The 15,693-nt window shown below is 35.7% G+C and carries 12 protein-coding genes and 1 pseudogene; 4 read left to right on the forward strand and 9 right to left on the reverse strand.

Annotated features, from left to right (window positions below):
• From CWD91_RS21935 to CWD91_RS21970, 8 genes are all read right to left on the reverse strand, one after another.
• Positions 1-1,367, reverse strand: a 1,367-nt coding sequence (locus CWD91_RS21935) for a PQQ-dependent sugar dehydrogenase (protein ID WP_192877710.1), incomplete at its 3' end; no start/stop codon positions are given.
• Positions 1,368-1,947: 580 nt separating this feature from the next.
• The gene (locus tag CWD91_RS21940) at positions 1,948-2,739 is read right to left on the reverse strand and encodes a formyl transferase (protein ID WP_103443126.1); all 792 of its coding nucleotides are present in this window, start codon (positions 2,737-2,739) and stop codon (positions 1,948-1,950) included.
• 37 nt (positions 2,740-2,776) lie between these two features.
• Positions 2,777-4,027, reverse strand: coding sequence for a GNAT family N-acetyltransferase (locus CWD91_RS21945; RefSeq protein WP_103443127.1), 1,251 nt, complete (start codon positions 4,025-4,027; stop codon positions 2,777-2,779).
• An 18-nt stretch (positions 4,028-4,045) separates the two neighbouring features.
• Entirely contained in the window at positions 4,046-5,098 is a 1,053-nt protein-coding gene (locus tag CWD91_RS21950) for a peptidoglycan bridge formation glycyltransferase FemA/FemB family protein (RefSeq protein WP_103443128.1), read from the reverse strand.
• Positions 5,099-5,291: 193 nt separating this feature from the next.
• Positions 5,292-6,752, reverse strand: coding sequence for a class I adenylate-forming enzyme family protein (locus tag CWD91_RS21955; RefSeq protein ID WP_103443129.1), 1,461 nt, complete (start codon positions 6,750-6,752; stop codon positions 5,292-5,294).
• A gap of 19 nt (positions 6,753-6,771) precedes the next feature.
• Positions 6,772-7,737: an NAD(+) synthase gene (nadE, locus tag CWD91_RS21960; RefSeq protein ID WP_192877711.1), complete on the reverse strand. Its 966-nt coding sequence runs from the start codon at positions 7,735-7,737 to the stop codon at positions 6,772-6,774.
• Positions 7,738-7,758: 21 nt separating this feature from the next.
• Positions 7,759-9,738 carry an asparagine synthase (glutamine-hydrolyzing) gene (asnB, locus tag CWD91_RS21965; protein ID WP_103443131.1) on the reverse strand — a complete coding sequence of 660 codons (1,980 nt, stop codon included), beginning with the start codon at positions 9,736-9,738 and terminating at the stop codon, positions 7,759-7,761.
• Positions 9,739-9,765: 27 nt separating this feature from the next.
• Complete coding sequence (locus tag CWD91_RS21970; RefSeq protein ID WP_103443132.1) at positions 9,766-10,014, reverse strand: acyl carrier protein; 249 nt, start codon at positions 10,012-10,014, stop codon at positions 9,766-9,768.
• A 418-nt stretch (positions 10,015-10,432) separates the two neighbouring features.
• On the opposite strand from CWD91_RS21970, the gene CWD91_RS21975 reads away from it, so the two are divergent.
• Genes CWD91_RS21975 through CWD91_RS21985 form a run of 3 tightly spaced genes read left to right on the forward strand, consistent with a single transcriptional unit; the run spans position 10,433 to position 13,346 of the window.
• The gene (locus CWD91_RS21975) at positions 10,433-11,521 is read left to right on the forward strand and encodes a glycosyltransferase family 4 protein (protein WP_103443133.1); all 1,089 of its coding nucleotides are present in this window, start codon (positions 10,433-10,435) and stop codon (positions 11,519-11,521) included.
• Positions 11,522-11,530: 9 nt separating this feature from the next.
• Positions 11,531-12,754: a DegT/DnrJ/EryC1/StrS family aminotransferase gene (locus CWD91_RS21980; RefSeq protein ID WP_103443134.1), complete on the forward strand. Its 1,224-nt coding sequence runs from the start codon at positions 11,531-11,533 to the stop codon at positions 12,752-12,754.
• Positions 12,735-13,346 (forward strand): sugar transferase, encoded by a 612-nt coding sequence (locus CWD91_RS21985; RefSeq protein WP_103443135.1) that lies wholly within the window; start codon positions 12,735-12,737, stop codon positions 13,344-13,346. The genes CWD91_RS21980 and CWD91_RS21985 overlap by 20 nt, the downstream gene beginning before the upstream one ends.
• Before the next feature lie 337 nt (positions 13,347-13,683).
• Here CWD91_RS21985 and CWD91_RS21990 read toward each other — a convergent pair whose 3' ends face one another.
• Positions 13,684-14,790 carry an aminotransferase class I/II-fold pyridoxal phosphate-dependent enzyme gene (locus CWD91_RS21990; RefSeq protein ID WP_103443149.1) on the reverse strand — a complete coding sequence of 369 codons (1,107 nt, stop codon included), beginning with the start codon at positions 14,788-14,790 and terminating at the stop codon, positions 13,684-13,686.
• 262 nt (positions 14,791-15,052) lie between these two features.
• Between CWD91_RS21990 and tnpA the strand changes: the two are divergent.
• Positions 15,053-15,487 (forward strand): annotated as a pseudogene (gene tnpA / locus CWD91_RS21995) (IS200/IS605 family transposase).
• The last annotated feature ends 206 nt before the right edge of the window (positions 15,488-15,693 follow it).

Raw genomic sequence — 15,693 nt, forward strand, 5'->3', positions numbered from 1 at the left:
GCAGTGGCAATGGCGCCTGCGGTCGTAAATTCGCCCCCGATATATACGGGGCCTTCCGTCGGTACGGTCAGGGCCCTTACGGTACCATTGGTCCCTTCCGCCATCCTGTACCAATCGCCCACACCGTTTACGGCAACGGTCTGGGGGCCATTGTTGCCGCCGACTATTTTGTAGAGTTTTGATGCGGTGCCATAATCGCTGAAGTAGAGTTCGCCCGCTTCGTCCAATCCAAAGGAGGAAATGTATTGGCCATTGGTCCTGAACAGCGGTTCCGATGTGGCCTCTCCGTTGGAGGGATTGTAGTCCAGTGCCCATATCCTACCCGAGGCATAGTCGCCATAGATATATTTGTCCTTTATCTGGGGATTATTGCTGGCCCCACGGTAAACGTACCCTCCGGTTACGGAGATGTCCCCGTTGCTGCGGTTATATTCAAAAACGGGCTTGATGTCCGGGGTGGTGGCCAGTACGGTGGATGCGTCCTCCACGGTATTGCCCTCGAACCTGTTCCAGCCATAATTCCCTCCCTTTACGATCAGGTTGATCTCCTCCCTGTCGCCCTGTCCCACATCCGCTCCCCACATGTGCCCTGTAGGTCCGTCAAAGCAGAACTTCCAAGTGTTCCTAATTCCCCAGACATATAGTTCGTCCAATCCGCTCTGTCCCACCCTGGGATTATCGGCCGGTATTTCATAATTCCCATCCGGGGCATCGGGGTTGGATTCCAAGGGGTTGTTGCCGTCCAGGTCCACATCTATCCGGAGGATGCTCCCGAAGACGTTGTTCAAATTTTGTGCGTTCTTGTTGGGGTCTCCGCCGCCGCCGCCATCTCCGATGGAGACGTATAGGTATCCATCGGGCCCAAAGGCTATCTTACCCCCGTTGTGGTTGGCATTTCCCTGGTTCTTGTCGAAACTGAATATCTCCATGCCACTGTCTGGATCCGCGCCATCTGGGTCGTCAGCGCTAACGGAATACCTTGCCAGCACTATTTCCACGTACACGCCTGATAAGTTGCTCTGTCTGGTATGGTATACATAGAAATATCCGTTATTGCCGTAATCTGGATGGAAGGCCAGTCCCAAAAGTCCAATCTCCTGACCGGAGGAAAAACTCACGATATCGCTTATGTCCAGGAATGTATCAGCTACCGAGGTGCTTTCGCTGTTCTGGAAGACCTTTATCCTTCCCGCCTGTTCAACAACGAACATTCTCCCGCTATTATCACCGGCAGTCATTATTTCCGTCGGGAATTCAAAGCTCAGGTCGGGAAAGGCATCCTCATAGGTTACCTGGGATTGGCATAATGCTGCTGCTGAAAGAAAAACAAAAAGGAATGTTGAGAAAGGTTGCGTACTTAGTTTCATAGTAAATAGAATACCATATTTGAATAAATAAGGGGAGACTATACATAAATATACGTTTATATAGATTGATTATTAGCGCTGTAGCTAATTAAAATGACTTGATTCCAATGTTTATATTCAATTTGAAGAAAATATTAAACATAAATAGAGAAATTATATACAACATTATAATTGGAGGCTACTTGGAATTATATGTAGGGGTGTTATTTTTAATTTTCGCAATCTTTATAATACTTTCGTGATCCAATTCTACCTCGTATTATTCATAATTTAGAACCTAGATATTTCAATCCTCAAATAATGTTATTTCATTTAAATTGGTTTAAAATTTAATGGATCCAACAATGAAGGGACGTTGATTGTGTAAGGACTTTAATTCTGGGAAATAAAATGGTGTTCAAATTTATAAGTTAATTATACCTTTTTCCTGAAAAATTGAACGAGTACTACCCCATTTCCAATATCTTACCCAGCAAAATATTACATATACAGGTACTGACCTAAATTTAGAATAGTTAAGGTCTTAAGAAGAAATGAAGCTAAAATGACCTCAATTTTAAATGGATTTAACAGAAGTGGATTATTTGACTTTTTTATTTAATCTATTAGAAATGTATTCCCAAATAGTTGGGTGGTAATATAAGTTTCCTTCATGATTTTTATTCCATATTTTTATTTCAATATTTTCATTTAAAACATCTACTATCGCTTTTTTTAAAATTGGTAAACCGGCAATAAGTTGAAGAAAGGGATAGGTGTAGTAGTTATCTTGATTTGTTGGGTTGATATTATTTTGGTACAACACGCCTCCTGTATCTATCCCATTATCAACCAAGTGAATTGTAGTTCCACAATTGGCACTATCCTTATTGACAAGAGCCCAGTATCCTCCGTGCCATCCTCTGTATTTTGGTGTAATCCCTGCATGAATATTAATAAATTTTCCTTGAATGGAGGATAAGGTTACCTTATTCAAAATTCTTGTATTGACAACCACTACTGCGTCCGGATTTAGTTGTTGTAAGATATTTAAACATTCCGTTGAATTGACAGAAGGAACTTTTGAGATAATGTCATTTTTAGGAGGTGTGCTGTTAAGTCGCCCCAATTCCTTAATTCTTCGCAGTCTTTCTGTTGCCTCTATTTTTAGTATGGGAACAATTAGTACCCGATTTAAGACTTGCCCTAGAACATTGAAAACACCTAATTTTTTAATTCTTCGTTTTAGAAAAATTTGAGTATTTACAGGTTGCTCAATAATTAGCCGCTCAATATGAAGGCCGTTTTCAATTAAATAGTTGTACACCATTAATGGATATTCCCCATGGCCGCAGATCATTACAATTTTTTGGGAAGGATTATTAATATCCATGTACCAATTCTTTGAAATATTTATAATGTTTCATTATCTAATTGGATTTTAACATTGTGAGCATTACCCTCCTGTCATTACACTCGAGTACAAAGCTGTTTTTATCCAGAGTATTTTTCTTAACCTTCAGATCTTTTTCAGATGAGTTGTTCAGATATAAGAACTCAAAGATATTGGCCTTTAAATGGATCCATTCATCACTATCCCTGTTTATTTCAATATATTTTTCCAAATTGATTTCATCCCCAATGGGCATGGAGAAGTACTTTTCGTTTTCATTTTTCTTGGCTTGTAGGTTCCTAAACCAAAAGGTTAACTTATGAAATTTGACATTCAGATTTTTTTCCCTGAAATATTGTTTAAGATTAAAATACAATGCTATGGTATTACCCAAAGCAGAGGATATAATAGATGATTTATCGTAATACAGGTGATATTCAAAATAATATTCCTTATTGGCCCATCTTTTTTTATAGTCGAAATGACCCTTTGAGAAATCAAAATATTTGAACTTTTGATTTATGGACCATTCAATAAGTTTCATAATGCTTACCGATCCCAGATGAAACTTTTCATAATCAATATCAAAAACGGTTATAGCATCGAAAACAATAGTATCTGAAAAATAGTTTAAGGTTACACCAATTGGGGTATCCCCATTATAAATTACAAAAAGGGAGGCTTTCTTTTCAAGGATCATCGGATATGCCACTTCGGTATAAAAGTTCCATTCCTTTGGATCTAGATTATTGTTGGTAGTGCCTTTGTCCAAAAACCGTTTCTCCAACAGCTGCTTAAAATGCACAAAAATGGTATTGTATTGGTCGGGATCTATGGCACCATAGTACATTTTATATGAAATATCAAAACAACTTTCCAGCCGTTTTTTATATTTGTTTAGTTTGTATCTCGAACTTTTGCTAAATGCGGAGGAAAAGTATTGGTTAAAGTCGGAATAGTTCAGCAATTCTACTAAAAAACCTTGGTATTGTTTTATTTTGATAAGACCGAGTTTTTTATTTGAATTATTTATTTTCAAATTAAAGAAGGTGGGAACATCATAAATTAAAAAAACACCTCTTGCAAAATCTGTGCTTTGGTCCGGCACCAATGAGTAAGAAATTCCTTTGGTATGATTTTTCCCTATATTGCAATAGATAGGTAACCAAGTGGATTTGGTAAAGGATAGATTTGCAATGAACTTAAAGATATAAGTTGGCTTATCTTTATTGAAATGTTTTGACCAAATTCGTGTGAACGTATCCGATAGGAACGGATTATCTTTCATATGTTGCAATTTATGTTATTAGGCATTGTTGTTATACCGATAACTTGGGAAAAAGCTATTGGACCCGATATTGGTCAAATTTCCCTCCTTTTGTAGATTTCGTTTCGTTAATTCCTCATATTTCGGCTCATTAACAATATATTTCCAAAGCGCAAATTCTTTAAAATCTTTAGAAAATCCCGATTTGAAACGAAATAATGAATCTTCGCTACTTCCAACACCGCCACCTAAATTATAAAATTTGTAACTTTCCTTTGTTGCCATAATGCGCATTTCGTCAATTAGCATTTTAATTGGATTTAAATGCAGATATTCTTCAGATGCTCCTGATAAGTGGTATTGCACAATATTGTTCTTTTTTATAAACATTGCACCTGCAATTATTTTTTTAGATTCATTGTGCTCTGCAATTAAAACTTCGGTTTTAAAGTCTTTACAGTGTAAAAGATCATAAAAATAATCACGATCAAAAAAATAACCTTTTGTAGCATTTACACGACGCATGTTCTCATAATATAGTTCAATGAATGCATTAATTTCGCTTTCGGTGGTTGATAATTTAGCTGAATATTGGTTCCTAGATTTGTTGATATAGGATTTAAGTCTCCTATTGTAATGTTTTTTTTGGGTGTCAAGGTCCTTGGTTAGGTCGATATTAACTATTTTACCACTAAAGAATATTTCGCCCAGGTTTTTTAAAACTATATCCTGTAGCGGAATAAACGGATTTAACCTTGAAAAAATAGAAATTATCTTCATTTTAAGAAAGAACTCATGAAGTAGATTCCTATAATTTATGTTATCGTAATTTGAATCTATATTTTTGGATAAGGGCCCTGCATATCCATAGACCGACGTGGCATCCATACTGGTAGATCCTGGAATTTTTCTCAATAATAATGGAAGTGCAATTACTCTGTCCTGTTCTGTATATTTTATTATGATAGCACGATCATTTTTATTCTTTGCTATTCTATGGTAATCATAGGTGTGATAGAAATCCGAATGCTCAAAAGAATGGACAAGTGCATCCCATTCCACCTTTTTTTCTACAATTGTAATATGCGGCATCAATCGGAAAATCTTTAGAAAATGAAATAATTGGGTTAAAAGAAAACATTGTGAAAATTTACAATGTAAATGTATTAATCCTAACGTAAAATTTATCCCTATCTGATTTATTATTTATCAAATAAATATAGATATGTTCGTAAGTTGGTCAATTGTATATGTAGCTGTAGACGGAAGAAAGTTATGGGAATCCTTATTTTTTTATTTTCTTCCCAGCAGCATTGACAGAAAGATTATTTTCAAATTCAATTTGTTGAGGAATCTTATACAGAGACAATTTTTCAGAACATCTCATTAGAACTTTTTCCTTCATTTTTTCATGATCCATTTGGCTATTTAGTACAATTGTAGCTTTTATGGCTTCACCCAAAATGTCATCTTCAATTCCCGTAATAGTGCAATCTACCACTTCAGGAATAGATAGGATAACTTCCTCTATTTCTTTTGGGCTAACCCGTTTTCCTCCAACTTTAATGATTTCTTTTTTTCTTGCCATTAAGTACAAATAGCCATCCTCATCAGCAACGGCGATATCACCGGTATAAAGCCATCCATCTACAATGGTCTTTTTTGTTTCTTCGGATTCCTTATAATAGCCAAGCATTATATTTTCTCCTTTTGCCATTAGCTCACCCTCTTCCCCAAAGTTAACTGGATCACCATTTTTATTTACTATTTTTAGGGATACCCCGGGAATACCTTTCCCAATGGATCCTTTCTTTGAACTTATCAGATTGGGGGGTAAATAAGACAAACGTGCCGTGGCTTCGGTTTGTCCGTACATGACAAAGAATTCTATTTTCGGAAAAGATTCCACAAATTCATCAATAAAAACATTATGTAATTTGCCTCCAGCCTGAGTAACATATCTTAAATCCGGAAAATCTGTATTTTTAAAATTTTGGGATTTTTTAAGCAATATTTGATAATGACTCGGTACCCCTGCAAATCCAGTGCATTTATACTTTTTTAAATCGTTAATGACCGAACCTAAAAAGATAAAACTATTATTCAATACAATGGATCCCCCAACCCTCAGATGGGTATGTAATAAGGAAAGACCATAACAGTAAAAGAAGGGTAAAACTACTCCAACAACATCCTCAGAGGATAAACTTAAATATTCAATTATGGATTGGGTATTGGCAATAATATTTTGATGACTTATCATAACACCTTTCGGTGCCCCTGTAGATCCAGAGGTAAATATAATCTCTGCCAGACTATTTTTGTCGAAATCCAAATCGAATAAAACTACTTCCTGATGTCCGATTATTTCCTCAAGTACAGCTTCATCTATACATTTTACGCTGTTGTCCAATTGTTGTTTTGATTGTAAACTGCGGGCCATAAAAACACTTTTACAATCGGTAGTCTTTACTATAAAATCTAAATTTTCTTGCTCAATAGAAAAATTTAGTGGAACACAAACATTACCAGATTTAAGTATTCCCAAATAAGCAGTAATAAAAAAAACAGAATTGGGGCTAATTAAAACTATGTTTTGATCCCGACCAACATTTAGCTTTAAATATGAAGCAACTTTTAAACTGTCTTCATGAAGTTTTTTAAATGAAATTTTTTCTTTTGGGCCCAACACAAAATCCTTTTCCAGATTTTGTGTTGAGTCAAATAAATAATCAAAAACATTCATAAATAATAGAATTATTGATTTAGAATATAGGTTTCATTCTCAAATATTCAGTAGTTTTTTTCTTTCTTTCAAAACTTTTATAAATATTCTCGATTTCCTGTGCTGATTTGTCCATTACTTTACCAACTTCTTCCGCCTTATAATTATTCTCCCAACCATACCAGATCAAATCCATTTCCTTAAATGGCATTTGATAGAAAAAGTCCTCTTGTGTTTGCTCAGCGGTATAAGTATCGGTTGTTGGGGTTCTATCTATTATTTCCTGAGGAACTCCAAGGTGTTTTGCTAATTGATAAACCTGAGTTTTGTAGAGGTGTCCTATAGGCATTACATCGGCACCACCATCACCATATTTTACAAAAAAGCCTTGTTCAACCTCATGCTTGTTTGGGGTGCCAATAACTGCACAATGAAGTCTTTCTGCATGATAATACAGCATGGACATCCTGCTGCGTTGTTTAAAGTTGGTCGAAGCTACAATTTGTAGATATTCTTTAGCAGGTAATAATTTACTAACTACTTCTCCATTAGGCTTTATGACCGTCACTGAAAATATTGCTGGAATATTTTGTCCAATATTTTGTTTAATTTCAATTTTGGCTTTATCCACTTTTGGGTCAAAATCCGTTATTACCTTGGCAATAGCCTCATCTCTCCTTTCATAGCAACCAAATCCATCCAAAGCTTTGGTGATGTTCTCCTCCAAAGTTTTGACATTGAATTTATTGGCTAATTTCAAGGCTAGGTTTTTACTGTCATCACTAGAATCCTGTTCTGGTAACATAATTGCTGTTACTTTTTCAGGGCCAAATGCTTTTGCCGATAAGGCCATACAAACTGATGAATCAATACCACCGCTGATACCGATAACGGCCCCTCTACGTTGTAATTTTTGAGCAACATCGGATTTTAACTTGGTGATAATATTATTACAAACTTCATCAATGTTTTCAAGGTGTAAAATATCTTTCGAAAATGGTTTCATAAAAAAAGGTTTTATTAAGGTTTAATAGTCTAATATCGTTTTATCAAGATTAACGAGTTCATCGTCATTTAGTTCCTGAATTGATTTATTTATAAAAAGGTCATTTAATATTTGAGTGGACAGTATGGCCGTTAAAGCCATGTTGTCTATTTCGGAAACCTGATTTTTGGTTTTCATTTTGGTGAGCAATTGACCTACGTAGTCGGGATTAAAGATTCCGGCTTGTTTAATATCAGTTTCAGACAACATTTCCTTTAGATATATGGGTAAGCTATCCGATGTAAAAGAACTTCTTATAGGAGCTCTGTATGCCTGCTTGGGTCTATTTAAAATTTCATCAGGCAATTTACCCTTCATTAATCTTTTTAGAAGATATTTTTCGTTTAGCCCATTCAACTTTAAATCGGGGTGTAGGCTCATACAAAATTCTATTACCCTGTGGTCCAAAAAAGGGTACCTCCCTTCTATGGAATTCGCCATTCCCATACGGTCCCCTTGTGAGGACAAAAGGTAACCGGACATAAATATGTTCAATTCTATCCATTGCGCCTTGGCCAAAGAATCTAGGCCATTAAGTTTATGTCCGAGTTTTTGTTCAATACTGTTTATTGGATTATAGTCGCCAATGGCATCCCGGTATTCTTTGGTTAAATAGTTATTGATTCGTGAAGTATTGTTCCATCTTAGTAGGTGGGAATAAATTGGTGATGAAGTTTCACTTAATTTGTATCCAAAGAACATTTTTAGAACATTGTTGTTGGCATTATGCATCTGCGGCAAATAAGGATATAATTTTTTGAGCAAGAGCGGACGGTATTTAGATGTCGGGTCCTTGGACCAAAACCGCCTTATCTTGGTTTCCTTGAAAATATTGTATCCGCCTAAAAGTTCGTCGGCTCCCTCACCGGTAATAACAACTTTTATGTTTTGATCACGTACACTCTTGGCCAATAGGCTCATTGGAGCGGGAGCAGTTCTTAACAAAGGGGCCTCAGAGTGCCAAACAACGCTTTTAAAATTATCTGCAATATCACTTGGACTACACATTACACTGGAATGCTGTGTTTTGAAATAATCGGCAGCTATATTTTGATAGGATGATTCATCATAGTCCTTTTCCGTAAAACCAATAGAAAAAGTTTGAAGATTCTCAGGAGATATATTTTTGATAAAGGAGGTGGTTACACTGGAATCCAGTCCACCACTAAGATAAGCTGCCACCTGAACGTCTGCCCTAAGCCTTAATTTCACTGCATCACTAAAAATAGTCTCAAAATCCTTTGCCGCATCATCAATGTTCGTGTACTTGTATTCGTTGGGTTTGTATAAGGGCAGTTGCCAATAGGTGGTGAGTTTTTTTGAGTGTTTATCTATAACCATATAACTTCCAGGGGGAACTTCATAAACACCTTCAAAGACGGTACCGGGAGATAAAGCGGTCCAAAATGTAAAGTATTCGGAAATAGCTTTTGGTGAAAGTTTCGGTTCAAAACCGGGAAACTCCAACATACTTTTAATTTCAGAGGCAAATACCAAGGTTTCGTTCACCTCCGAATAGTAAAGTGGCCTAATACCAACTCTGTCCCTGGCCAAAAACAATTCTTGTTTATTTTTATCCCAAATGGCAATAGAAAATTGTCCATTTAATTTGTGGACAAATTCAGATCCATACTCTTCGTACAGATGAACAATAACTTCCGTATCACTGTGCGTTTTAAAGGAATGATTTTTTGTTAAAAGTTCCTCTCTCAGTTCAATATGGTTAAATATCTCACCGTTAAAAACAATCCACAAGGTTTCATCGCTATTGGAAATAGGCATAGTACCGCTGCTTAGATCCACAATGCTCAATCTTACACTTCCCAACCCAATGTTGTCTGATAAGTAAATACCACTTTGGTCCGGTCCCCTATGTTTGATTCTAGTAAGCATTCGCCTTAGAATGCTAGTCTGCTCTAGACTATCTGTTTGAAAGTTATAGAAACCGGCGATACCGCACATATCTATATATTAATTGTTAATTGAATATTATAGTTTGCCTTCTATGAATTTTATAATACTGTTTACCGATTCAAAATTTTCCGGTAAAAGCTCATCGTCATTTACAACTACGTTAAATTCCTCCTTTAAAAATTCTATAAGAAACAATAATCCCATAGAATCCAATAGACCTGTTTCAAAAATTAAAGTGTCATCAGAAATAGTTTTATTATCCGATAGAGTAGCATTGATGATGTAATCTTTTATTTTACTTTTGGTTTCGACTTGTGTTAACATCGTTATAAATAATTTGGATTAATACTGATTTATCTTCTTTCAGGGGATAAACATAATTTTAATTTTCAAACTAGAATAATATAACCTTTATAAATCGCCAAAAGGCAAAATACAACTGGTTAAATGGATTTTTCAAAAGGAGGGTCTTTTTTGATTGGTGGTCTATAGCACAAGAGGATAGATAAAGTTTAAATCCAATTAATCCAATGTAGGAAATTACATAGATATTAGATTAAATTACATAATTCAATCTAAAACATTGACTCCATTACGTGCAAATAATTGCCTATTATCTCGAGAGCTCAATCAAAAATAACTATTTAACGTTTATAATTGTGTTTTTAACTACAAAAAAATAAACAAAGAGAACTAATCTGTTTCTTTGATGTTCAGAATAAATCTAATTGTAATTTTGTTAATGAACAAAAAAATCAGTATTTGTTTGGTTGGTAGTGAAGATGCCCATAAAAGGATTGGCTTGGCCCAGTGCCTAATACGGAATAATTTTGATGTCACCATTTTGGGTACCAAGGATTATGATTACCCGGAGGGTATTAAATATATAGGTTATAAATTAAATAGAAAATTCAATCCAATATCCGATTTTAAGACGGTGCTGGAGTATAGAAGAATTCTTAAGATACATAAGTTTGATATTGTCCAAACATTTGATACCAAGCCGGCTTTTATTCTTCCCTATGCAACATTTGGACTCAAAACCAAAGTAATTAGAACCATTACGGGTATGGGAACTATATTTATGTCCAATGATCTGAAATTCAAGATATATAGAATTTTCTATATTACGTTGCACTTTTTAATTAGAAAGAGGGTTTATCACACCACTTTTCAAAATGAGGATGATAGAAAATACTTCGTTGATAATAAATTGGTGAACCATTCCAATAGCTCGTTGATTTATGGAAGCGGTATAGATCTTTCCAATTTAATAAATATGACAAAAAATAAAACCTCCAATTTCACCTTTATATGTGTTTCTAGATTGGTTTATGAAAAGGGGATAATTAATTATTTGGAAGCGGCACAAATATGTAAAGACAATGATTATGAGTATAAATTTTTATTGGTTGGACCATTGGAAGAGGCATCTAAACGATTAAATTTACAGATTGTTGAGAAATATAGTAATGTTGTAGATTGGTTGGGGCCTAGGAAGGATGTTCAAGAATTAATGCTCAACTCGGATGCATTTGTTCTTCCTACTTTTAGGGAAGGTTTCTCCAGAGTATTGTTGGAAGCTTCTGCATTAGGTTTGCCCAGTATTACTACAAATGTCCCTGGTACAAATGCAATAGTGAGACATTTACAGGAAGGCCTTCATGTTGAAGTGGAGAATTCCGATGACTTGGCCAATGGGATGGTTAAATTGGCCGAGGATAGACAATTGGCTGAACAGTTAGGAAATAATGCTAGATTACATGTAGAACAATTTAGTTTAAGCGTTATTAGTGGTGAGTATATAGATTTATATAAAAAAGCAATATAAGAAAGCGATATGAAAATTCCATTTTCCCCACCTTTTATTAATGATTCAGTTAAGAACGAAGTAATGGATTCTCTTGAATCGGGATGGATCACGACTGGGCCCAAAGTAAAGAAATTAGAAAGCCAGATAGCTGAGTTAACCAAAGCTCCACAGGTTCTTTGTGTTAATTCCTGGACTTCTGGTGCTATGTTAATGCTAAAATGGTTCGGGGTAAAACCGGATGATGAGATAATAATACCTGCATATACCTATTCGGCTACAGCTTTGGCGGTGATTCATGCTCATGCCAAACCTATTATGGTGGACGTTTCTGAAGATTTTAATATATCATTGGATGCTATTGAAAAAGCTATAACCAATAAAACAAAGGTAATCTTTCCTGTGGATATTGCCGGATGGCCATGTGACTATAAGGAAATAAATGAATTGGTTCTGAGTAAACAGAATTTATTTGAAGCCAACAATGAGATTCAGGAAAAGTTAGGACGAATTCTAGTTATATCGGACGCAGCGCACTCTATAGGTGCGAAATATGAAAGTCTACAAACCGGAGTTTTAACCGATGTAACCATTTTTTCTTTACATGCTGTAAAGAATGTTACCACAGCTGAAGGAGGGGCCATATGTTTAAATTTGCCACTACCTTTCAATAATGATGAGTTATATAATACTTTAAGATGTTACTCTTTGAACGGACAAACAAAGGATGCCTTTACCAAGAGTAAGGCCGGGGCATGGAGCTATGACATTATTTATCCAGGATTAAAAATTAATATGCCCGATGTATTGGCTGCTATTGGGATAGGACAAATGGAAAGTTATATTAGTTCAGCACTACCTGAAAGAGTAAGAATTTTTGAAGAGTATAATTCACATTTCTCTGAAAAAGATTGGGCTATTCTTCCTCCTTATAAATCCAATAAAAAACAATCTTCCTGCCATATTTATGCACTTCGAATCGAAGGGGCCAATGAAGATCAACGCGACCAGATCATCACAATGATTTCTAATTTTGATGTGGCTGTAAACGTACATTTTAAACCCTTGCCATTACTTTCGTTATTCAAGGAGATGGGATATTTAATAGCGGATTTCCCAAATGCCTATAACCAATATGCCAATGAAATATCTTTACCAATATACCCACAATTATCGACTAAGGAAATTGCCTATATTATTAAAGCTGTTTGCGAATCCGTAGAAAAGGTGCTTTATGCTCAAGAGAAGCTTTGATATTATAAGTTCAGGTCTAGGTCTATTGTTTATTTCGCCTATATTGATTATTGTCTCGGGGGCGATTGCATTGTCTTCAAAGGGTGGGATATTTTATAAGCAGAGTAGGGTAGGGCTCCATGGTGCAAACTTTAATATTCTAAAATTTAGAACTATGTACACTGGTTCGGACAGGAATGGTTTATTAACAGTAGGAGATCGAGACCCCAGGGTTACTCCAATAGGCTATTATCTCCGGAAATATAAATTGGATGAATTACCACAATTGATTAATGTTCTTATTGGCAGTATGAGCTTGGTGGGGCCAAGACCGGAAGTTTCCAAATATGTGAATTTGTATTCCACTGAGGATAGAATTGTTCTTTCCATTAAACCAGGAATTACGGATTACGCTTCTATTTTTTTTAGAAATGAGAATGAAATATTGAAATTGGCCAGTGATCCTGAAAAGAAATATATTGAGGAAGTGATGCCAAGAAAACTGGAACTTAACAAAAAGTATATTGAAGAAAAGGGAATGTTGACAGATTTGAAAATTTTATTTTTAACTTTTAAATCTATTTTAAATAAAAATGATAAAGTGGCCATGTAAATGCGTTCATTTAGAGACCATTAAAAAAATGTGAAACCAAGCAAATCTAGTTTCACATTTTTTTTAACCAAGGATTGATAAACTAAGGCAAAAATAATTCTTTCATTTTCACCTAAGTAAAAATCATAAGTGGTGCCATACGACTTAAAGGATTGCCTTTTTCATGTAATATTATGCCCAAATTTTTTAGTATGATAGTATTCAAGGCATCCTGGAAATATTAAATTGATCGTATAAATTTTCTTTATTTGATGTAGGTGCATTTCTAATTTGGAAATAATTGTGACCTACCCTAAAGATGATGTAAAAGGTTAGAGCTGTGCAATAACACTGTTAATTAAGCAAATTTTAGAACTCTTTGGGTTTTTGATATAATTATAGAAATAATTCGTTCCAAATCATCAACATCTAGATTGGAACCACTTGGCAAGCACAATCCTCTAGTGTAAATGTCCTCTGCAGTACCATCTATGTAACTTGGGAATTTCTGGAATACAGGTTGAAGGTGTAAAGGTTTCCACAGTGGTCTGGATTCAATATTATCGGCTTCCAAAGCTAGGCGAATCTCCTCCCTAAGTTTATAGGAAGATGTTAAAATACATGTTAGCCATCTGTTGGAGAAGTGGCCTCTGGGCTCATCTAGAAATTCAATCTGAGGAATATTTTCCAGCCGGCTTCTGTAGTATTCATATATGGCGCGCCTAGATTTAATTCTCTTGTTCAATACTTCCATTTGTCCCCTACCAATGCCAGCTAAAATATTACTCATTCTATAATTATAGCCAATTTCGGAATGTTGATAATAAGGTGTGTTGTCCTTGGCCTGGGTGGATAAATAAACAGCCCTTTTCAATAATTCCATATTTTTGGTAACCAAGGCCCCACCGGCAGAAGTAGTAATTATTTTATTGCCGTTGAAGGACAGTACTCCTATATCTCCGAAGCTACTGCATTGGACACCATTATAGTTACTGCCTAATGCTTCTGCGCTATCTTCAATAATTGGGATTTGATAACGGTCGGCAATTTTTCTAATTTCATTTACCTTATAGGGCATGCCGTAGAGGTGAACTGCTACTATCGCTTTGGGCTTTTTGCCCATCGTCATTCTGTCTAATATAGCTTTTTCCAGATGGAAAGGTGATAGGTTCCAAGTGTCCTTTTCACTATCCACAAAGATTGGGGTAGCGCCAAGGTATTGTATGGGATTGGCTGAGGCTGCAAATGTCAAGGTTTGACATATTACTTCATCATCCTTGGAAATTCCGAGAAGTATTAGAGCTAAATGTAGGGCAGCAGTTCCCGAATTTAAAACCGTGACATTAACTCCCTCCCCGACGAACTTACCAATTGAACTTTCAAAAACATCAATATTATTTCCTACAGGAGCAATCCAATTCTTGTCAAAGGCTTGAGCAATATATTTTTGCTCCGACCCGCACATATGTGGGGGGGAAAGATATATTTTATTAGGGGGATTCAATATCGCTTATTTTAAAGTCCGAACTAATTTTAATGATTAATAAAATATTACTTGAATGTTAGGGCAAAGGTAACCTAATTTATTTTACCCATTCCTGTAGTTAATAGGATAATCGTTGTAATAACGATTTTTTCGTTAAGTTTATTGGTCTCAGGTTAGGGTTTAAAACCCTGCAATTTATTGCAGCACTTTAGTACTGCGCAAAAATACATGTTTTAGGGGTATGGGCCATAAATTGAGAAAGGGATCGCATACCGTGAGCAGATTGACTTGTCATCTAGGTTTGTGTTACCAAGTATAGATACAAGGTATTAATTGGAGATGTACAGAAACGTTGTCGTGAGCTTCTCATACAAATATGTGAAGCCGAGGGCATCGAGATTATGAAAGGTGTGGTGAGCTCGGACAATGTCCATATGCATGTTGAGTTTGCCCCTAGGATGAATGTAAGTTCGATGGTCAAGTAATTGAAAGGTAGGACATCGAGAAAGCTTCAACAGGAGTTTCCCATTTAAAGGAACGCTGTTGGGGGCAATATTTTTGGGCGAGTGGTTATGGAGTCTGGAGTACGGGCAATGTTACTGATTAGATGGTCAATGACTATATGAAGCATCATCGCCGAGACGGTTCGGATAATTCCAATTTTATATTGGAATAGTCTCAGGGACTTTCAGTCCCTTGTAAAAAAAACCTCTGCACTTTCAGTGCAGAGTGGTTTAGTATACTAAATCTATAGAGAATATTCAGGATTTTACGTTAGTGTATATGATAAATAATATAAAACATTCCCAAGTATGTTAGAGGTTAAAAGCGTTTTGGTGCGGTGACCATCAGTAGTTGTAGGGTAGATACTTTATATTGTGT

This window comes from Arenibacter hampyeongensis, assembly GCF_002909255.1.
In the GTDB taxonomy this organism is placed as follows: Bacteria; Bacteroidota; Bacteroidia; order Flavobacteriales; family Flavobacteriaceae; genus Arenibacter; species Arenibacter hampyeongensis.